Source organism: Helicobacteraceae bacterium, assembly GCA_031258155.1.
In the GTDB taxonomy this organism is placed as follows: Bacteria; Campylobacterota; Campylobacteria; order Campylobacterales; family SZUA-545; genus JAIRNH01.
The window spans coordinates 23,349-42,287 of the sequence record JAIRNH010000062.1; the positions used below are offsets into that span (position 1 = coordinate 23,349).

The 18,939-nt window shown below is 51.9% G+C and carries 18 protein-coding genes; 13 read left to right on the plus strand and 5 right to left on the minus strand.

What is annotated here, in order from left to right; translation table 11 throughout:
- Positions 1-399: 399 nt before the first annotated feature.
- Genes LBF86_08475 through LBF86_08490 form a run of 4 tightly spaced genes read right to left on the minus strand, consistent with a single transcriptional unit; the run spans position 400 to position 5,531 of the window.
- Entirely contained in the window at positions 400-909 is a 510-nt protein-coding gene (locus tag LBF86_08475) for a DUF1795 domain-containing protein (protein ID MDR0665534.1), read from the minus strand.
- Complete coding sequence (locus LBF86_08480) at positions 906-4,028, minus strand: CusA/CzcA family heavy metal efflux RND transporter (GenBank protein MDR0665535.1); 3,123 nt, start codon at positions 4,026-4,028, stop codon at positions 906-908. The genes LBF86_08475 and LBF86_08480 overlap by 4 nt, the downstream gene beginning before the upstream one ends.
- Positions 4,021-5,133 (minus strand): efflux RND transporter periplasmic adaptor subunit, encoded by a 1,113-nt coding sequence (locus LBF86_08485; protein ID MDR0665536.1) that lies wholly within the window; start codon positions 5,131-5,133, stop codon positions 4,021-4,023. Before LBF86_08485 ends, LBF86_08480 begins: the two co-directional genes overlap by 8 nt.
- 56 nt (positions 5,134-5,189) lie before the next feature.
- Complete coding sequence (locus LBF86_08490) at positions 5,190-5,531, minus strand: copper-binding protein (GenBank protein ID MDR0665537.1); 342 nt, start codon at positions 5,529-5,531, stop codon at positions 5,190-5,192.
- Positions 5,532-5,652: 121 nt separating this feature from the next.
- Between LBF86_08490 and LBF86_08495 the strand changes: the two genes are divergently transcribed.
- From LBF86_08495 to LBF86_08555, 13 genes are all read left to right on the plus strand, one after another.
- Positions 5,653-6,843 carry an adenylosuccinate synthase gene (locus LBF86_08495; GenBank protein MDR0665538.1) on the plus strand — a complete coding sequence of 397 codons (1,191 nt, stop codon included), beginning with the start codon at positions 5,653-5,655 and terminating at the stop codon, positions 6,841-6,843.
- Between the two features lie 3 nt (positions 6,844-6,846).
- The gene (locus LBF86_08500; protein ID MDR0665539.1) at positions 6,847-7,269 is read left to right on the plus strand and encodes a flagellar FliJ family protein; all 423 of its coding nucleotides are present in this window, start codon (positions 6,847-6,849) and stop codon (positions 7,267-7,269) included.
- The gene (locus tag LBF86_08505; GenBank protein ID MDR0665540.1) at positions 7,266-7,802 is read left to right on the plus strand and encodes a PDP protein; all 537 of its coding nucleotides are present in this window, start codon (positions 7,266-7,268) and stop codon (positions 7,800-7,802) included. The genes LBF86_08500 and LBF86_08505 overlap by 4 nt, the downstream gene beginning before the upstream one ends.
- Positions 7,803-7,851: 49 nt before the next feature.
- Positions 7,852-8,466, plus strand: coding sequence for a DUF507 family protein (locus tag LBF86_08510; protein MDR0665541.1), 615 nt, complete (start codon positions 7,852-7,854; stop codon positions 8,464-8,466).
- The gene (gene carA, locus LBF86_08515; protein MDR0665542.1) at positions 8,463-9,614 is read left to right on the plus strand and encodes a glutamine-hydrolyzing carbamoyl-phosphate synthase small subunit; all 1,152 of its coding nucleotides are present in this window, start codon (positions 8,463-8,465) and stop codon (positions 9,612-9,614) included. The genes LBF86_08510 and carA overlap by 4 nt, the downstream gene beginning before the upstream one ends.
- Positions 9,615-9,625: 11 nt before the next feature.
- A complete protein-coding gene (locus LBF86_08520; GenBank protein MDR0665543.1) occupies positions 9,626-10,600 on the plus strand; it encodes an RluA family pseudouridine synthase in 975 nt (324 codons plus the stop codon).
- Positions 10,512-11,492, plus strand: a complete 981-nt coding sequence (locus tag LBF86_08525) for a hypothetical protein (GenBank protein MDR0665544.1) — start codon at positions 10,512-10,514, stop codon at positions 11,490-11,492. Before LBF86_08520 ends, LBF86_08525 begins: the two co-directional genes overlap by 89 nt.
- A gap of 7 nt (positions 11,493-11,499) precedes the next feature.
- Positions 11,500-12,645: a tRNA (guanosine(46)-N7)-methyltransferase TrmB gene (trmB, locus tag LBF86_08530; GenBank protein ID MDR0665545.1), complete on the plus strand. Its 1,146-nt coding sequence runs from the start codon at positions 11,500-11,502 to the stop codon at positions 12,643-12,645.
- Positions 12,635-13,309, plus strand: a complete 675-nt coding sequence (locus LBF86_08535; protein ID MDR0665546.1) for an ATP-binding cassette domain-containing protein — start codon at positions 12,635-12,637, stop codon at positions 13,307-13,309. The genes trmB and LBF86_08535 overlap by 11 nt, the downstream gene beginning before the upstream one ends.
- Positions 13,296-14,108, plus strand: coding sequence for a cell division protein FtsX (locus LBF86_08540; protein ID MDR0665547.1), 813 nt, complete (start codon positions 13,296-13,298; stop codon positions 14,106-14,108). Before LBF86_08535 ends, LBF86_08540 begins: the two co-directional genes overlap by 14 nt.
- Positions 14,105-15,331 (plus strand): peptidoglycan DD-metalloendopeptidase family protein, encoded by a 1,227-nt coding sequence (locus tag LBF86_08545; protein ID MDR0665548.1) that lies wholly within the window; start codon positions 14,105-14,107, stop codon positions 15,329-15,331. Before LBF86_08540 ends, LBF86_08545 begins: the two co-directional genes overlap by 4 nt.
- Positions 15,332-15,378: 47 nt before the next feature.
- Positions 15,379-16,959 (plus strand): hypothetical protein, encoded by a 1,581-nt coding sequence (locus tag LBF86_08550; GenBank protein ID MDR0665549.1) that lies wholly within the window; start codon positions 15,379-15,381, stop codon positions 16,957-16,959.
- Between the two features lie 95 nt (positions 16,960-17,054).
- Positions 17,055-17,519 carry a DUF411 domain-containing protein gene (locus LBF86_08555; GenBank protein MDR0665550.1) on the plus strand — a complete coding sequence of 155 codons (465 nt, stop codon included), beginning with the start codon at positions 17,055-17,057 and terminating at the stop codon, positions 17,517-17,519.
- Positions 17,520-17,694: 175 nt separating this feature from the next.
- Here LBF86_08555 and LBF86_08560 read toward each other — a convergent pair whose 3' ends face one another.
- Entirely contained in the window at positions 17,695-18,861 is a 1,167-nt protein-coding gene (locus LBF86_08560) for a site-specific integrase (GenBank protein MDR0665551.1), read from the minus strand.
- Positions 18,862-18,939: the final 78 nt, after the last annotated feature.

Consider the following 18,939-nt stretch of genomic DNA (forward strand, 5'->3'; position numbering starts at 1 on the left):
TGTTAGCGAGCGCGCTTTTTGGCTAGGCTTTATAAGCGCAAAGTTAGCGACCACGCGGGTTTATGGATTTTGGGTTCTCTTGCGAAAACAGAGCTTCGCTTGGAGAGTTTTACATTCGCGTTAAAATCAACGCGCAAAAAAACTCCGCGCTAACATAGCGGTTTTTGATCGCCAAATACGCCGAAACGTTTTTGCGTTCAAGCGCGTATTTGCCCGCGCAACGAGGCATACGGCTTTGCGCAATCTTGTCAACAAGCGGCGCGAGCGCGCTCTTTCAACTTTTCCGTTTGCGATTAGTTCGCGCCGAACGCAAGAAAAAGCTAACCCGTTTACGGCTCAGCGTCGCGCCGCTTGGCTTTTTAGGGTTTTGAAAAGGCGTTTATAACCCGACGAGTCGCGTTAAAGTTTCTGAAAGGAGTTTATCATATCTTCAAAAATCGAGACGTAAGCGGCGCTACGAGGCGCCGTCGCGGTGCAGGCTATTACCATCTTTGTCGATCCTTTCAGCTCGAATATATAAAGCGTTTGGCGTAGCGCCAATCCAAATTGCGTATTTTCGATTACAAGCCGTTCGCCCTTAACGTTCTTGGAAGAAAACTTTTCGCGTTTAATCAGCTTAAAGTCGTCAAATGCGTTGGGTAACGCTTTTAGGTTTAGATCGACGTAGTCTTTAAGCGATCCGTCAAAAGACTCTTCAATAAAGTTGATATTGGCGCTCGCGCCGTCTTTTTCCGCTTCAATAAATAACTTGTATTTCACGCCCATTATGGATCTAAGCTCCCAGCCGGTTGGCGGGCAGACCGAAAAAACGCCTTCTTCCGTATAGCGTTTGGCGCAATCGACCGTAGCCGACGCTCCAAACGACGCTATCGCCGCAAAGCATATCAACGCCGCAAACGCTCGTTTCATCGTTTATCCTTTATTTTTACGCGCCTTAACATAAGCAGTTTATACGCCGCTGGGACGATAAACATGGAGAGCAAAGGCGCGCTGATCATTCCGCCAATCATAGGCGCGGCTATGCGGCTCATAACCTCGGAACCCGCGCCGTCGCCAAACATAATCGGAAGCAGTCCCGCTATGATGACCGTTACCGTCATCGCCTTTGGGCGCACCCTTTGAACCGCGCCGTAACGCAACGCGTCGTCTAACGCTTCGACGTTATCGATAGGGCGCGGCGAGTTTTTTACGGCGGATTTGAGATAAATCAGCATGACCACGCCAAACTCCGCCGCTAAACCAGCCAAAGCGATAAAGCCCGTTCCTACCGCCACCGAAAAATCCCACCCCGCGAGGTATAAAAACCAAAACCCTCCGATTAGCGCAAACGGAATTGTGCATATTATCAAAACCGCCTCGCCAAATCGTTTGAAAGCTATAAAAAGCAAGACAAAGATAATCGCCAGCGTAAAAGGGATCATCGTCGCAAGCCGCTCGCTCGCTCGCTTTAGAAGCTCGAACTGTCCGGTAAAACTTACGCTAACGTCCGTTAGATTCGCGCGATCGACGATTTTTGATCGAATATCTTCCACGACGGAAACGAGATCGCGCCCGCGAGCGTCGATATATATCCACGCGCTTGGGCGGGCGTTTTCGCTCTTTAGCATAGGAACGCCCGCGCTTATCGATACGTCCGCTATATCGCTTAGCGTTATCAGTTGTCCGCTTGGCGTTACGACGGGCATATCTTTAAGCGCCAAAACGCCGTCGCGGTAGCGTTGCGGCAGACGAATGTTGATTGGGTGGCGATGCGTCCCCTCCACGCTCTCCCCCGCGATTTCGCCGCCGATCGCCATAGACACAATCTCTTGCGCCTTGGCGATTGTCATATCGTAACGCGCCAGATTTTCGCGATTGAGGTCTATGTTGATATATCTGCCCCCCGTTAATTTTTCGGCTAACGCGCTTGTAACGCCCTCGACCTCTTTGGCGATGGCTACGATCCGCTCGGCGGCTTCGTCGATCGTCTCTAGGTTCTGCCCCGATACCTTGATTCCGATTGGGCTTTTTACGCCTGTGGAGAGCATATCGATACGGCTTCTGATCGGTTGCGCCCACAGGTTAGCCACGCCCGGAAACCGAACGCGATCGTCAAGCTCGCGGATTATGTCGTTTAGCGTTACGCCTTCGCGCCACTCCTCTTTCGGTTTTAACTTGATCGCCGTCTCGATCATCGACATAGGCGCGGGATCGGTGGCGGTGTCGGCGCGTCCCGCTTTGCCAAAAACCCTTTCGACTTCGGGTACGGTTTTGATAAGCCGATCGGAGTTTTGCAGCAGTTTTGCCGCCTGCGCCGAAGATATGCTAGGCAGGGTTGACGGCATATACAAAAGATCGCCCTCCGCGATCCTAGGCAGAAACTCGCCGCCTATATGTTTTATCGGATAGATCGTCGCGCCTAACATAACGATCGCGATCGCTATCGTCGTTTTGGGATGCGCCAGCGTCAGATTTAACGCGGGGCTATACGCTTTGATCAAAAACCTGTTTAAGCGGCTATCTTTTTCGTTTGGGATTTTGCCGCGAATAAGATAGCCCATTAAAGCGGGAATAACCGTTATGGCTAGTATCGCCGCGCCCGCCATAGCGTAAGTTTTGGTGAATGCGAGCGGCGAAAACAGCCGTCCCTCTTCGCCCTGAAGCGTAAAGATCGGAACGAACGAAAGCGTGATGATCAGCAGGCTAATAAACAGTGCGCCGCCCACTTCGCCGCAAGCCGAAGCGATCAGTTTCAGACGCTCCGCGTCCTCGATCGCGCCGCGCTCTTTTTTGCGCCGCTCTAAAACTTTGTGCGCGTTTTCGACCATCACGACCGCCGCGTCCGCCATCGCGCCGATCGCGATCGCCACGCCGCCTAGCGACATAATGTTCGCGTTGATACCCTGAAAATACATAACGATAAACGAGATAAACACGCCAAGCGGCAAGGAGATAATCGCCGCGAACGCCGATCGCATATGGCGCAAAAAAACCGCGCAGACAAGCGCGACGACGAGAAACTCCTCGATCAGCTTGCTTGTTAGATTGGCGATCGCCCGATCGATTAGCGCGCTTCTGTCGTAGGTTTCCACAATCTCCACGCCCTCTGGCAGCGAAGGTTTTAGCTCCTCTAATTTTTGCTTGACGGCGGCGATCACCTCGCGCGCGTTGGCGCCGTTTCTCATAACGACTATCGCGCCCGCGACTTCGCCCTCGCCGTCAAGCTCCGCTACGCCGCGCCGCATCTGCGCGCCGATCTGAACGCGCGCCACGTCTTTTAGATATATAGGCGCGCCGTTTGGATCGCTTCGCAGCAAGATTCGCTCAAAATCCTCGATCGTCTCCAGATACCCGCTGGAACGCACCATATATTCCGCTTCGGCAAGCTCTATAACGCTTCCGCCCATCTCGCTGTTTGATTGCGAAAGCGCCTCTTTGATCGCTCCAAACTCGATCCCGTATTGCTGGAGTTTCATAGGATCGACAACGATCTGAAACTCCCGTATCGCCCCGCCGACGCTCGCTATCTCCGCGACCCCGTTCACGGCGCGAAGCTCGTAGCTTAGAAACCAATCTTGCAGCTCTCTTAGTTGCGATAGATCGCGTTTGGCGCTTCTGTCTATAAGCGCGTATTCGTAGATCCAGCCCACCCCCGTCGCGTCGGGACCGATTTTAGGCGTAACGCCGCTTGGCAACTTAACCTGATTTAGATACTCCAAAACGCGCGATCTAGCCCAATACAGATCGGTTCCGTCCTCGAAGATCACATATATAAACGACTCTCCAAAAGCGGAAAACCCGCGCGTAGTTTTAGCGCGCGGCACGCTCATAAGCAGCGTGGAGAGCGGATAGGTGATCTGATCTTCTATAATGCGCGGCGCTTGCCCCGCGTAACTTGTTTGAACGATAACCTGCGTGTCGCTTAGATCGGGCAGAGCGTCTATCGGCGTGTTTTTGATCGCCCAAACGCCAACCACGGTTATCAACGCCGCCGCCGTCAGAGTCAAAAAACTATTGGCGATCGACGAGTTGATTACGCGGTTAATCATATCGTTTTAGACGATCGAGCGCGCCGTTTATATTGGCTTCCGAATCGATCAAAAACAGACCGGTTTCGACGACGTTTTCGCCCTCTTTCAACCCTTCGATCGCGGTTAGCCCGTTGGATTCGGCGATGATTTTCACCGCTTTTGGAGTAAAGTAGCCCTCGCTATCGACGACGATCGCGCGCGGCAAAACGCCGTCGTCGATCACCGCTTGGCTTGGAATCGTAGGCAGCGGTTCGCTAAAGATCGAGGCTTTTACGATCGCGTTGGCGTTTGGTCTGAGCTTGCGGTCCGCGTTTGGAAGCTCGGCTCTTAGCGTCGCCGTTTTGGTCGCTAGATTTACGCTAGGTAGCAGTTTGGCGTTGTTTAGCGCGTATTCTTTATCGTCGATTATCGCGCTGAACTTGGCGTTTTCGATACGGCGCGCGAGTTTTTCGGGAATAAACGCGACGATCCAGATTGGATCGATTCCGTCGATTACCGCCGCCACGCTCGATTTCTCAAAGTTCATGCCTTCGCGCATATTAAACTCGCTCAAAACGCCGTCGATCGGCGATCTAAGCACGAAGCGCGTTTTTATCGTCCGCCGCTTTTTTAGCTTTTCGATCTCCTCGTCGCTCATTCCCGCAAGCCTCAAGCGGTTTAGCGCGGTTTGGCTTTGCGTAACGATATATTCGCTTTGCGCCTCCGTCCATTCGACGACCGTTATGTCGCAGAGCTTGTCGCCTTTTTTCACATAGTCGCCGATCGCCAGCGGATAAGCCTTTTCGACAAAACCGCTCGCGCGGTGCTGAACAACCGCCTTTTGATATTCGTTGAACTCCAAAACGGCTGGAAAGCGTTGCGAGAAATCAAGCGCTCTATATGCAACGGCGGCGGTTTTAAGCCCTAAGTTTTGCCGTTGCGCGGCGCTGATCGTAAAACCCTCGCGCTCCCCCTCGTCCGCGTATTTGGGGACAAGGTCCATATCCATAAACGGCGAGGGACCGGGCGCGTCGAATTTTGTGTTCGGATACATGGGGTCGTACCAGAAAAGAATCTTGCGTTCGCCTTGATCGGCTCCGTTGGCTAAACAGGCGAGCAACGCAAAAACGCAATAAACTCTCATATCGAACCTCCGCGTTTAATTATATCAAACCAAGCGATATTCTCAACAAACAGGGTCTATTTTGTTTTCTCAATCGTCTTTAGCAGGCTTGTTCGCCCCTCCTGAACGAAATCGAATTTAACTTTATCGCCGGTTTTTATGCCTCTAACCGCCGCGTCGTTCTCATACGCGAATCTCATCGTCATCGACGGCCAATTAAGATCGGGAATCGGATCGTGTTCGATTGTGAGCTTTTTGCTCTCCGCGTCGATCGCCCGCACGTAGCCGCTCGCGCTTACAAGCGGCGTGTCGATTGCGCTTTTTTCTCTATGATCGCCGTGTCCGCCGTGATCGTCGCGCGCCGTAGCCGTTAGCGGCGTCAAAACTAGCGCCGCGACTAAAATTAACGATTTTTTCATGGTAACTCCCTGTAGAAATGCCGCCATAGTATGTAGCTAATGTGAATGGTCTGTGATTTTGCGATTTCGTTTTGCGGCGCGTATGCTAAAATGACGGACATAACTGCTCAAAGCGAAAATAATGGCAAATAAAGCGGATTTAATAGTAGGCGTTCAGTGGGGCGACGAAGGCAAAGGTAAAATCGTCGATCTGCTGGCGCAACAATACGATTACGTGGTTCGCTATCAAGGCGGGCATAACGCGGGACATACGATCGTAATCGACGGCAAAAAATACGCGTTGCATCTTATGCCTTCGGGCGTTTTGAATCCAAAGGCGATCAACATTATCGGCAACGGCGTCGTTATCTGTCCGGACGCGCTTATCAAGGAGGCGGCGCAGTTTGGCGATCTGCTCGGCAGGCTCTTTATCAGTCAAAACGCGCATCTGATCTTGGATTATCATATCGCGCTGGATCAGTCGCAAGAAAAAAGTCTGGGCGATAAAAAGATAGGCACTACGGGTCGCGGAATCGGTCCAGCGTATGCGGATAAAATCTCGCGATCGGGCGTGCGGCTTGGCGATCTAAACGATCAAAAAAGCGCGGTCGAAACGATTTTGGCGCGCTACGATCGGCACGGGGTGAAACCGCCCGCTAAAGAGGCGATCGCGCTTGACGTGGAGCGCTGGGCGGAAACATTGCTCCCCTTCGCGGCGGATACGACGCGGATGTTGTGGAAGGCGCTAGACGACGGCAAAAAGGCGTTGCTAGAGGGCGCGCAGGGAACGCTTCTGGACGTCGATCACGGCACCTATCCTTTCGTTACCAGCTCCAACACGATCGCTTCGGGAGCTTGCTCCGGCGCGGGACTCTCTCCAAAGGAGATCGGCAAGGTGATCGGCATAGCCAAAGCCTATTGCACGCGAGTCGGCAACGGTCCGTTCGCCGCCGAACAGGCAAACGAAGTAGGCGATAAGTTGCGCGAAAGGGGCGAGGAGTTTGGCACAAGCACGGGACGCGCTCGCCGTTGCGGCTGGTTTGACGCGCCGCTCGCCAGATTCGCGTGCCGAATCAACGGCGCGGACGAACTAGCGTTAATGAAACTCGACGTGCTAGACGGATTCGACGAGGTAAAGATATGCGTCGATTACGACGAGGGAAAACCGATATATAAAACCTTTGCGGGCTGGGATAAGATCGCCAAAACGCGATCGTTTGACGATCTGCCCAAAACGGCGCGAAACTATATCGCGGCGCTAGAGGAGCTAACGGGCGTGAAAATAACGCTGATCTCCACGGGCGCCGATCGCAACGACACAATTTATAGATAGACGATGCGAGGACTAATTCAGCTTGCCAAGATCAGAAACGCCAAAGTCGAGGATTTGCAAAGGCGGTTGCGACGGGTTTTAGACGATCTAGCGCAAAAGGAGGCGGCGCTAAAAACGCTGCAAAACGAGATGAGCGCCGTCGCCGCTCCAATGGCGGGATCGTTTGGCGATTTGATAAACTTCGAGGAAAACCGCGCGACCTACCGCCGCGAGATCAAAGCCGCGCAAAAAGAGATTTTCACCGCTCATCAGCAGGCTTTTCAGGCGCGTTTTTTTCTGAAAAGGGCGCTGTCGGAATACGAAAAAGTAAATAGCGTCGTCCGCGAGGAAAAGGCGGCGATCGCGCTTAGCGCCAAAAAAAGCGAGGAAAAGCGTCTCGACGACGCGGCGATCAACGCGCGCTATATGTTGCGAGGCGAACGATGAAAACGGCTTTTGTTTTGACGGCTTTTGTTTTGACGCTCGCCGCCGCCGACGATTGCAACGCGATCTTTGACGGGCGGAAAAACGAAATTCTATTTGAGATCGACCGTTTAGATCGCTCCAAAAGCGAACTTGACGCGCTAGGCGAGGCGACAAAGCGGATTTTGACCGAAAAAGAAAACGCGATAAAGGCGCGCGAGGAGAAGATCGCCGCCGATCTTAACGCGATCGAGGAGGAGAGAGCCAAGATCGAAGCGGCGCTAAAGACGCAAGAGGAGCTTTTGGCGCGTTTTAACGAGGCGAAAGAGGGCAAATTAACCGATCTCTACGGCGGAATGAAGGCTTCCAACGCGGGCGAGATTATGAACGCGCTCGACCCTTATCTCGCCGCCGATATTTTGAGCCGTCTAGACTCCAAAACCGCCGCCGCCGTTTTAGCGAGAATCGAACCCGCGAACGCCGCCGCAATCACGGGTATTTTGCACAAAGGACCGCCGTTTATTAAAGAGCAAAACGCGACCAAAGACGCAAACTAACCGCCGATCGTGTAAAATACAAAAAATCAATGTAGCGGAGGGCTTTGGTATGCGGCTGTTGAGCGAACACGTCAGATTTATAGCCGAAAAAATAGCCAGAGAACTAGCGACTAGCAAACTAGTCAGCCTAACGCACGGGGACGAGCCGGTGATCGGCGCGGCGATCAAACGTCTTGAGGAAGAGGTTAAGCTAGAGCGCGCCGTCGATAACGAGGTCAATAATATAATGGACGAGCTAGAAGATTGCGAGGATCCGCTTTTGGCGTTAAAAAACCCCGAAGATTTAGAAAAAAGCGAGCTTAAAAATCTTGATTGGCTAATTCATAATTTTGACTCTAAGAAACTTTTTTGGCTGATTAAACGCAGAGTCGCCGCCAAAGAGGGGCTTATTTTGGACAACGACGATCGTTTCAGCAATCTAGCGCACCGCATATTAGACGATCTATACGAGGAAGACTTGATCGACTACTCCGTTAGCGAAAACCTCGTCAAGAACCTGATCAGCAAAGCCATTTTAGATTACGGGCGAAGGCGGGAGGAGATCGAGGAAAAAGTGCGCGAGAAACTAAAGAGCTATAAACGCAACATTGTTCGCGGCACGGACGAATACGATATTCTGTTCGCGAGACACTACGCCGAAGAGCTAAAAAAGTTGGGATTATGAGCGCCGTCTATCTTTACCTTGAAAACGGCATATTGCTAGAGGGCGAGAGCTTTGGCGCGCAAGGCACGGCAAGCGGCGAGATCGTCTTTAACACCTCGATGAGCGGTTATCAGGAGATTATCACCGATCCAAGCTACGCCGGACAGTTCATTACCTTTACTATGCCCGAAATCGGCGTCGTCGGAGTCAATAAAAACGACGACGAGAGCAGAGGGGTTTTCGCGCGCGCCGTTATTGTCCGCAACTATCAGAGCGTTCCGTCGAACTACCGATCCGAAGAGTCGCTAGGCGACTTTTTGAAGCGCAATAACGTCGTTGGCGCTTGCAATATGGATACGAGGGTTTTAACGAAGCTAATCCGCAAAGACGGCGCTATGACGGCGGTCATATCGACCGAGTTTAGCTCTTACGCCGAGCTGCGCGCGGTTTTGGACAAGGCGCCAAAAATGAGCCAAACCAACTTCTTGAGCGAAGTGGCGACCGCCAAAGCCTATATGCACTCTCGCGGCGCGTGGAATACAAAAGCGCAAAGCTACGATCCCCCCGCGCCGATCGCAAAGCGCGTCGTAGCTTATGATTTCGGCGCGAAGCTAAACATATTAAACGAGCTGACAAACGCCGGCTTGCAGGTAGAGGTCGTCCCGTGCGACGCGAAAGCGGACGATCTGATCGCGCGTTTTAACGACCAAGAGATCGGCGGCGTCTTTCTAAGCAACGGACCGGGCGATCCGCTCGTGCTAAAAGATCAGATCGCGCAGATAAAAAAACTTGTCGATCGCAAGATCCCAATCTTCGGCGTTTGTCTCGGACATCAACTGCTTTCGATCGCGCACGGATACGAAACTTACAAGCTCAAATTCGGTCATCACGGCGCTAATCACCCCGTTAAAAACCTCCAAACGCTCGCGGTGGAGATCACCAGCCAAAATCACAACTACTCCGTGCCGGAAAACATAGCCGATATTGCCGAAATCACCCATATCAACCTATTTGACTATACGATCGAGGGCGTTAAATACAAAAACGAGCCGATCTTCTCGGTGCAGCACCACCCCGAAGCTAGTCCCGGTCCGCGCGAGTCTCGATACCTGTTCGAGCGTTTCGCGCAATACGTTCAACCGACGCCGAACGCAAAATCTTCGGCGTAAATCGCGCCGAGATGAGATTAAAAGTCTCCGAAGAGACGAGAGCCGATCGGTTTGTGGCGGGAGCGCTTAAAATCGGGCGAAACGAAGCGCGTAAGCTGATCGAGGGCGGCTTTGTAACGGGCGTGAAAAAACCTTCGCAAACGCTAAAACAAGACGACGTTATCGCGGTCGTTTTGCCGCCAAAACCGCTTGAGGCGCAAGCTCCGAACGTAGATTTCGATATTCCCATTCTCTACGAAGACGACGAGCTGCTGGCGATAAACAAGCCGGCCGGCGTAGTCGCGCACCCCGCGCCGAGCCATAAAGGCGCGACGTTAGTCGATTGGCTTAAAGCTAAAGGCTTCGCGCTTTCCAATATCGCGGGCGAGGAACGCTTAGGAATCGTGCATCGCTTAGACAAAGAGACGACGGGCGTTCTCGCGATCGCGAAAACAAACGAGGCTCACGTAGCGTTGTCGCGTCAGCTTGAAAAACGCGAGATGGGGCGTTACTATCTGGCGATTGTCGATCGCGCGTTAAAGGGCGATCTGATCGTCGATCGCCCGATCGGGCGATCGCCAAAGGATCGCGTGAAAATGGCTATCGTCGCCAAAGGGCGCGCGGCTAAAAGCTCGTTCTTAACGCTCGCGCGGCTTAAAAACGGCGAAGCGCTAATCGCGGCGAAGCTATTTAGCGGGAGGACGCATCAGATTCGCGTTCATCTGCAGTCGATCGGCGTTCATATAGTAGGCGATTGGTTATACGGTTATAAGGGCGCAAAAGATAAGATCGGAGCTACTTTTTTACACGCCCATCGGCTCTACCTGCGCCGCCCGTCTTCCGGCGAAACGCTAGTAGTGGAAGCTCCGCTTCCCAAGCCGTTTTTAGAGCGATTAAGTCTTGAGGAGGCATACCTAAATGAACTGCTTAGCGAAAGTCGTCTTTGTTCTCGCTTCGGCGCTACTGTTGGGGTGCGTTCGGCAGCCGACGATCCCTTCCGATCTTAAATTAGATTTGAAACTTAAAGGACCTCCGCGTTTAGAGGCGTTAAGCGACAGAACCGCGATCGGATTGGAATGGGAAGGGATCGACGACTACAACGTGGCGGGATACATAGTTTATCGCGGCGAAGGCGGATCGCCGTTTACGCGCGTTGGCTCCGCGTCCAACCGCTTCAGCAACCACTTTTTAGACGATAACGATATAAAACAGGGACGCTCGTATATTTACGCCGTCTCGTATTACACAAGAGACGGGCGCGAATCGGTTAAATCCGCCGCGATAGCCGCTTCCGCGCTGCCTATACCGGAGCCGATCAGCTGGCTTGCCAGCGGCAATATCCTGCCGCGCAAAGCGAAGGTGATTTTTAGACCGCATAGCAACGAGCGTATCAGCTCCTATATCATAGAGCGCCGCGACTCTAGGCGCGGCGAGTGGCGCGTGGTCGGCAAATTGCAGGGCAGGCTTCACGCCGAGTTTATCGACGAAAATCTAGCGGACGGCGCGGAATACGAATATAGAGTCGTTTCGGTAAGTTTTGACGAACTGCGCAGCAGACCTAGCGAAGCGATCGTTACGGCGACAAAGCCCCTGCCGCCCGTCTTAACCGGAGTTAGCGCTTCGACAAAGATTCGAGGCAAAATCGAAGTGAAATGGAATCGCGCCAAAGAGGACGCGGGCGGCGTTTATCGCGTCTACGCCTCCAATTCGGAAAACGGCGGCTTTTCGGTAGTCGCGGAGATAAAACCGACAAGCTCCGCGAGCGAAACGATTGAGAAAGAGGGGACGATTCGTTTTTACAAGGTAACTTTCGTCGATCCCGACGGCTTAGAGTCGCCGCTTCAGAGAAAAGCCATAAGAGGGGCTACTCCCGCGCCGATCGCGCCGCCGAACAAATAGGGAGACGATGCCGCATATTTTAGCCGCGAATTTCACGGCGGCGCAATCGCCGTTTGAAAGCGCGGGATTGAGATTTTTATTCGCTTCGATCGGCAAAAAAGGCGTCGCGGGCGTAGAGGCTAACAAAAGTAAGTTTTTGCTTCGTTTCGCGCCGCGCGGCGACGCGACGATCCTAAAGGTCGATAAAGCGACGCGCCCGCCCTGTCTGGAAACCGTTAAGCTCGCGCTGAGCGAGTTTGCCGCCGCGAGCGGCGCGACGGTCGTAAGCGGAAATTTTGGCAAAATCAAAAACGCCGTTTCAGGCGATTGCTTTTACGAGCCAAACGAGTTTATCGCCAAATACAACCGCGAAAAAAAGCTGTGGATCGAGGTTGGTTTTGGCAGCGGGCGGCATATTTTGCAAAACGCGAAACGGTTTTCCGACAAACTGCATCTAGGCGCGGAGATACATCGACCGAGCGCCATGCGGCTGTTGCGGCGCGCGGAGGGTATCGACAATATCGCCGCGATCCTATGCGACGCCAAGACGTTGCTGGCGGCTATGCCTTCGAGCGCCGCCGAGAAAATCTTCGTTCATTTTCCCGTTCCTTGGGACAAATCGCCCGATCGCAGAGTGTTTAGCGAGCCGTTTGTTAAAGAGGCGTTGCGCGTTTTGATAAAAGGCGGCGTTTTGCATCTTCGCACCGATAGCGAAAGCTATTTTAACGCCGCCGCGCGGATCGCCCAAAAGTTTAAGCGCGTCGCGATCGAAGCTAGAACAAACGAGGAAGCGATTACGCGGAGCAAATACGAAGATCGCTGGCGGCGGTTGAATAAGACGATATACGATCTATTTTTAACCAATTTGAGCGATCAATCTAAACGGATCGAAGCGTATAATTTCGATTTGCCAAGAGGCGTCAAGCCAAAAAGCGAAATCGCCCGCGATTTAATCGCGAATTCGGAAGAGTTTTTGCTAAGAGCGGACGAACGATGGCAACTTGCGAATAAAGGCTCTCTTGTGCGTTTAATTATGGGCGATCGGCTCGCTTTGCAGACGCTATATCTTTTAACGCAAAACGATACGCTCGCCTACTTTCCCTCCGCGCCGCTTCCCACGCGGGCTAACTCTTTAGCGCACCGCGCTTTGGTCGAAACGCTCTATGGTCGCTAACGAAATCGCGAGCGCCAAAGACCTCTCTCTAGCTTACGACAGCCGCGAGATTGTTTTGCGCAACCTCTCTTTCTCTATTTACGAGGGCGATCTGATCTTTGTAACGGGCGCCAGCGGCAGCGGCAAATCCACGCTGATCAAGGCGTTTTACGGCGCGGTCGCGCCAATAAAGGGCTATCTGCGCGTCGGCGGCGTGAACATGCCGTCGGAAAACAGAAGCTCGATCGATCGCCTGCGCCGAAAACTAGGGATCGTATTTCAAGATTACCGCCTGATCGACGAATGGACAATCGAGCGAAATATCGCGTTGCCGCTATACATCGCCGGCTACGATCAAAGGCGGATCAAAGATCAGGTCGAAAAGCTATTAAAACACGTGCGCTTAACGCACCGCCGCGATCGATTCCCGCGGGAACTAAGCGGCGGCGAACAGCAAAGAGTCGCCGTCGCGCGCGCGCTTTCTCATAACCCTATGCTGCTGTTAGCCGACGAGCCTACGGGCAATCTGGACGACTTCTCGGCGCAGTTGGTTCACGAGTTGTTTATGGCGGTAAACCAGCTTGGCAAAACGGTAATGATCGTTACGCACCGAATGCCTAGTATCGCCGATATAAACTATCGTCATTTTTGTATCGAAGAGGGACGGCTCTTTGAAATCGATTAAAAACCATCTATCGCTGATACTCGCGCTATTTACGATGCTCGCGGCGTTTCAAACCTTCGCGACGTTTTCGCAGATAACGACCGACTACGAGATCGCTTTGGGGGACGAATACGCGATCGTATTGGCGTCGAAAAAAACCCTTGAGCTATCCGATATTCCTCGCGTTTCGCCGCAAGCGGTCGCGTTAGAGGCGATCGATTCGGCGCTGATTTTGGACGAGGTCAAAGACGCGCTCAGCGAGACTAATTTAGCCTATCTTAAAACGTCGTTGCCGCGCTTTTATAGCCTTCGGCTTAGCGCGTATCCCTCGATCGCCGAACGCGAAAATATCGAGGAGCAGTTGCTAAAAAACGATTCGATTGTTCGCGTCGAAACCTTTGCCAAAACGCAGGATAAGATTTACAGACTTTTATTGTTAATCAAGACGATACTCGCGGCGTTAGCCGCGCTGATGTTTATCGCCGCGATCTTGCTGATCGTGCGGCAGATGGAGGTATGGCGTTTTGAGCATAGCAAACGCATAAACATTATGGCGATCTTCGGCGCGCCGCTACTGCTTAGAAGCGCGTCGCTATTTCGTCTGGCTATCGCCGACTCTTTTTTAGCCTCGCTAGTTGTCGGGGGTTTATTTTATCTGCTTTCAGCCGATTCTACCGTCGGACGACTGTTAAACGAGGCTGGATTGAGCGGCGTTCGCTACGATCCGATCGTTTCGTCTTTGACGCTTTTTGGCGCGGCGTTGGCGATCGCGCTAAGCGGCGTTTTGTTCGTGATCTTGAAAGCCGAAGAGACGCAATGAGATTTTTTAAACTTTTACCGATACTAGCGCTAGCGGCTGTCGCGATCGAAGCTAAAGATATAGAGACGATCGAAAAAGAGATCAAAGCGGCGCAGGAGCGTCTTGAAAAAAGTCAAAGCGACGAGGGCGCGCTTCAGAGCAAAGTCGATTCGCTTTCAAAAGAGATAGCGGACGCCAACGCGCTGGTAGCGGAGATCGAGAAAACGCTGTTAAACGGCGATCAAAAAATTAAAGCGCTGGCGCAAAAGGTATCCAACGAGCGCGGCGAATTTGCCGTTTTGCAGAAGCAAAAAGAGTCGCTGATCGTTGAAAGAGACGCGATTGAAATAACGCTTGTAAAACTGCTGACCAACCACGCCGCGCAAAGTTTGACGCTAGAAAAAAGCGGCTCTCAAAGCGAAGCCGACATAATAAAAGTCGAGATTTTTTACCTAATGCGCGATCGCGTTCAAAAAGACGCGGCGCGGCTAAGATCGAACTACGCCGATAAGATCGCGCGGATTAAAAAGACGCAAGATCGCATAGACGAGTTGCAGAACAATTTAGATTCGTTAGCCAAAGCCGACGCCAGACAGCGCGCGCTAAGAAACGAACAGACGAAACTAATCGAAACGTTAAACAAGCGCAAAAACGGTTATTTAGCCGAGCTTAATAAGTTGATCGATCAAAAAAACCGCGAGCGGCAGCTGCTCGCCGATCTGAACATTATGCGCCAAAACACGGTCGATGATCTAAAGCAGTCGCGGATAACGAGACAGGATACGCCTCCGGGCGCCGCGATCGCCGTTAAACAATACGGCGTTTCGTATCAGAGCGCGGGCGCGGGCGCGTATAACGGCAAAAAGGTCAAGGCGCCGCTGGATAGCTCGCCGATCAAGATTACGAAAGAGTTCGGTCCATACACCGATCCGATCTATAACATCAAAATACACAACGACTCCGTAACGCTCAAAACAAACTCAAGCGACGCGCTTGTAAGAAGCGTCCTGCCGGGCAAGGTGGTGTTTGCCGACAACATTAAAACGCTTGGCAAGGTGGTGATCGTAGAACATCAGGGCAACCTTCACACGATCTACCGCAATCTTGAAAGCATTTCGCCTAATATCAAAGTGGCGCGTTCGCTTAAAGAGCGCGAATCGATAGGGCGCGTAAGCGGCGAGCTTGTCTTTGAAGTTACCAAAGACGGTTTGCCGATCAACCCTTTGCAGCTAATTGCAATTTAACAAAACGCGCTATAATAAGCGGAGATTATGAAGGCAAGGAGCGAGTTATGCGGACGTTTCAATTCCGTTTTGCTTTTAGTTGCGTCGCCGGCGCTTGTCTCTCTCTCTCTCTCGTTTTTGCGGGTTGCTACGGCGGCGGCGGCGATCCCAGCGTAAATTACGCCGAAGTCGCTTTTTACGATAGCGAGCTGACGTTGCTGGAAAAAGACGATTTTCGCAAAAGAACGACGATAGACCTTAGCGTTTACTCCGACAAATATGGCGTGAGCGCTTGGTATGAAAGCGGCAAAATCGCGGCGGCGGCGACAAGATATTCAATCGATGGCGACGTTAATTTATACGCGGAAAAGAACGTAACCGAAATAACCGACGAAAACGGGTTAAAAAAGATTGGCGACGCTTGCGCGAATCAATATATCTTGCGAAACGATATAGCGCTGACAAGCCAATGGACGCCGATATGTTCCTACGGCTACCCCCCTAATACCTTTGCCGGCGTTCTAAACGGCGAGGGGCATAGTATAACCGAGCTAAGCGTCGATGGCGACGGCGTTGCGAACGCCGGACTGTTTGGCGCGATCGCGATTAACGGCATAGTGAAAAACCTAAAGTTAAAAACGGCAAACGGCAAAGAGATCAACGGCACGCAAAGCGTCGGCGCGATCGCGGGAACCAGCGGCGGGTTAATCGACAACGTTTTGTTTGAAGGCAACATTAGCGGTTACGGCTCGGCTACCGGAGGCATAGTCGGGCAAAACGACGGCGTAATAAGCCGCAGTCAATTCGAGGGTAACGTTAGCGGCGGCGACTATGTCGGCGGTATCGCCGGAAAGGGCGCCGGTAAAATAAGCGGCAGTCGATTCGAGGGTAACGTTAGCGGCGGCAGCTATGTCGGCGGTATCGCCGGTTGTCTTGACGGCGATATAAACGGCAGCTACTCCGAAGGCGACGTTAGCGGAAACAATTACGTAGGCGGCATTGTCGGCTATCTTTACGGCGCCGACGTAAGAAATGCGTATTCCGCGGCGAGCGTTAGCGGCGGCAGCTATGTCGGCGGTATCGCGGGCGCGGTTCATAATAATGGCGGCGACGCCGAAATAAATAATAGCTACTCAATCGGAAATATCAGCGCGGAAGGCAATTTTAGCGGCGGAATTGTCGGTCGCACGGAAATATCTAGCTCTAACCACGGTTATATTTGGATCGCGAATAACTACTCCGAAGGCAATATCAGCGGCGATCATAACGTTAGCGGTATTGTCGGCGGAACCGCGCCGTCCTGGGCAAAAATTTTAAACAACGCCGCTATCAATGAAAAAATTACGGCAAACGGCGACGCTAATCACACGGTTGGACATGTCGGAACCGCTCCTCCCGAAGTAAAAAATAACTTCGCGCTGAGCGGTATGATTATTACCGGAGCGAGCAATAACGGCGCGGAAGGCAACCTAACGACGCAGGCTAGTTTTGAAGCGAATACGACTTATCAAAACGCGATAAACGGCGACGGGGGCGGAGGGCTTGGCTGGCGCTTTGGAAACGACGATAGCGCCCCTTGGGTTTGGGGCGCGTTTGGCGGTTATAAATATCCGACGCTCTACTGGCAAACAGAGCCGCCGACGCGCTAAAAGACGTTCTCGGCGCGGCGCGCAAAATCATAGCGGACGTTTGGATTAGCGCTCGCGCTATAATGGTTTGCGTAATCCATAATTAAGGAAAACAGATGCGTTTTACGTTTAGAAAAGCGGCGATCGCCGCCGCGATCGCGATTGTTTTTGCGCCGATCGCGCTGGCAAGCTCGCAAAAATCAATTTCGGCGACGGTTTATAAAGATCCAAATTGCGGTTGTTGCAACGAGTGGATCGCTCATTTGGAGAAAAACGGTTTTGTCGCAAAAATCATAAACGAAAGCGACGCTAAGACGCGAAACGCTCTTGGAATACCGAATCGTTTCGCCTCCTGCCATACGGCGAAAATCGGCGATTACGCGATCGAAGGGCATGTTCCAGCAAACGATATTTTGCGTCTGCTTCAAGAACGACCGGACGCGATCGGGCTATCGGTTCCAAATATGCCGATCGGCTCGCCCGGAATGGACGGCGAAGCGTATGGCGGGCTAAGCGAGCCATATCAAACGTTGTTAATCGCGAAAGACGGCTCGGCAAGCGTTTTTAACGAGTATAAATAACCCTTAAAAGCATTATCTCTCTCGCCTCGCCATTCCCGCTTGCGCGGGAAATGACGGTTCCTACGCAATCAGCCTTTTTCGCCCGATATTAACCTAAACCTACCCCAATAACCCAACCTACAAGCAATCCTTTGATTGTATCACAAATTCTTAAAGATTGCAATTTGAGCAAAACTCAGTCAAACTTTAGATTGTCTAGAAACTTAGCTCTTTTAACCTCCTTTCTTGGAATGTATTTGGCATAGACGCTCAAAGTAATTGACAGATTTTTATGTCCAAGCATCGCTGATACCCACATAGGCTCTTCGTTTTCAGAAAGCATTATAGAGGCAAAAGTGTGTCTTGTCGAGTAGAGTTCTCTGTATTCAAGATTACATCGCTCCAGCAAGGATCGCCAGAGCTTCTTTCTCGCGTAAGAAATATCCTTAATCACGCTATTGCGGTGATTGACAAAGACGAAAGAATCAAGATAGCCTGTTCTTAAATATTGCCTTCTTAAAGCGTCCTCCACTATGGGGAGCATATCGACGTCTCTCTCGCTTGAAGGCGTTTTAGGAGTGCCAAGAGAGCCTTTGTATATAGTTTGCTTTACGCTTATGATTTTCTTTTCAAAGTCAATATGCTTCCATTCAAGCCCGAACGCCTCTCCCGTTCTTAAGCCTGTAAAGAAGGAAAGAATAAGAAAATCTCTGAACCAGCTATCCTGCTCTTTAGCGATTAGCAGGTCTATCTCCTCTATGGAGAAGGGTTTCTTCTCTTTGGGCTGACCTTTTGGCGGCTTAACGACTGAAAGAGGACTGCGATTAACGATCTCGTCGGAGACAGCCTCCTTCATTACCGCATTTAATACGGAGCGATACTGCTTTATTGTTGAAGCCGCCAATCCCTCATTGATTAGATCGAGTTGCCACCGCTTAATGTCGGCGGCTTTAATCTCGTCGATCCTGTAAGCGCCGAATACAGGAACGATCCGCTTGCGGAATATGTAATCGTATTTGCGATTGGCGCCGTCCCTGCGTAAGTTTGCTCCTAACTCAAGAGCGCGAACGCCGTATCCGGCTATGGTATCGCTTCCGCTTGAACGCAACTCCCTGTCTTCCTTTTGTTTAGCGGCTTCTCTTTCAGCTTTCCTCGCCTCTCTCTTTTTCTCGGCTTGTTTTGCCTTTTTCTTTCTGATCGCTTTAATCAGAAAGCTCTCCCAGTTATTTCTCGCCCATTCGATATTGTCTTTCGTCGCTGTCCTGCCCGTGGTGTAGCGATAGGTTCTGTTGTCGATCCGCCCATAGACGTATATAATCCCCCCGCGCATATAAATATGCGCGGCGCGCGATGCGATACCCATTGAATCTCCTTTCTCGACTTTTTTGAAAGAGTAATCGACGCTTGAATGACGTTTGGGGGAAATGAAACGAAGTTTAAG

What these genes read in the sequence shown, in the direction of transcription:
- LBF86_08490 (MDR0665537.1), bottom strand. Translation starts at nt 5,531, where the DNA reads ATGAAAAAATCGTTAATTTTAGTCGCGGCGCTAGTTTTGACGCCGCTA.
- LBF86_08535 (MDR0665546.1), top strand. Translation starts at nt 12,635, where the DNA reads ATGGTCGCTAACGAAATCGCGAGCGCCAAAGACCTCTCTCTAGCTTAC.
- LBF86_08485 (MDR0665536.1), bottom strand. Translation starts at nt 5,133, where the DNA reads ATGAGAGTTTATTGCGTTTTTGCGTTGCTCGCCTGTTTAGCCAACGGA.
- LBF86_08545 (MDR0665548.1), top strand. Translation starts at nt 14,105, where the DNA reads ATGAGATTTTTTAAACTTTTACCGATACTAGCGCTAGCGGCTGTCGCG.
- LBF86_08475 (MDR0665534.1), bottom strand. Translation starts at nt 909, where the DNA reads ATGAAACGAGCGTTTGCGGCGTTGATATGCTTTGCGGCGATAGCGTCG.
- LBF86_08495 (MDR0665538.1), top strand. Translation starts at nt 5,653, where the DNA reads ATGGCAAATAAAGCGGATTTAATAGTAGGCGTTCAGTGGGGCGACGAA.
- LBF86_08560 (MDR0665551.1), bottom strand. Translation starts at nt 18,861, where the DNA reads ATGGGTATCGCATCGCGCGCCGCGCATATTTATATGCGCGGGGGGATT.
- LBF86_08505 (MDR0665540.1), top strand. Translation starts at nt 7,266, where the DNA reads ATGAAAACGGCTTTTGTTTTGACGGCTTTTGTTTTGACGCTCGCCGCC.
- LBF86_08500 (MDR0665539.1), top strand. Translation starts at nt 6,847, where the DNA reads ATGCGAGGACTAATTCAGCTTGCCAAGATCAGAAACGCCAAAGTCGAG.
- carA (MDR0665542.1), top strand. Translation starts at nt 8,463, where the DNA reads ATGAGCGCCGTCTATCTTTACCTTGAAAACGGCATATTGCTAGAGGGC.
- LBF86_08510 (MDR0665541.1), top strand. Translation starts at nt 7,852, where the DNA reads ATGCGGCTGTTGAGCGAACACGTCAGATTTATAGCCGAAAAAATAGCC.
- LBF86_08520 (MDR0665543.1), top strand. Translation starts at nt 9,626, where the DNA reads ATGAGATTAAAAGTCTCCGAAGAGACGAGAGCCGATCGGTTTGTGGCG.
- LBF86_08550 (MDR0665549.1), top strand. Translation starts at nt 15,379, where the DNA reads ATGCGGACGTTTCAATTCCGTTTTGCTTTTAGTTGCGTCGCCGGCGCT.
- LBF86_08480 (MDR0665535.1), bottom strand. Translation starts at nt 4,028, where the DNA reads ATGATTAACCGCGTAATCAACTCGTCGATCGCCAATAGTTTTTTGACT.
- LBF86_08525 (MDR0665544.1), top strand. Translation starts at nt 10,512, where the DNA reads ATGAACTGCTTAGCGAAAGTCGTCTTTGTTCTCGCTTCGGCGCTACTG.
- LBF86_08555 (MDR0665550.1), top strand. Translation starts at nt 17,055, where the DNA reads ATGCGTTTTACGTTTAGAAAAGCGGCGATCGCCGCCGCGATCGCGATT.
- trmB (MDR0665545.1), top strand. Translation starts at nt 11,500, where the DNA reads ATGCCGCATATTTTAGCCGCGAATTTCACGGCGGCGCAATCGCCGTTT.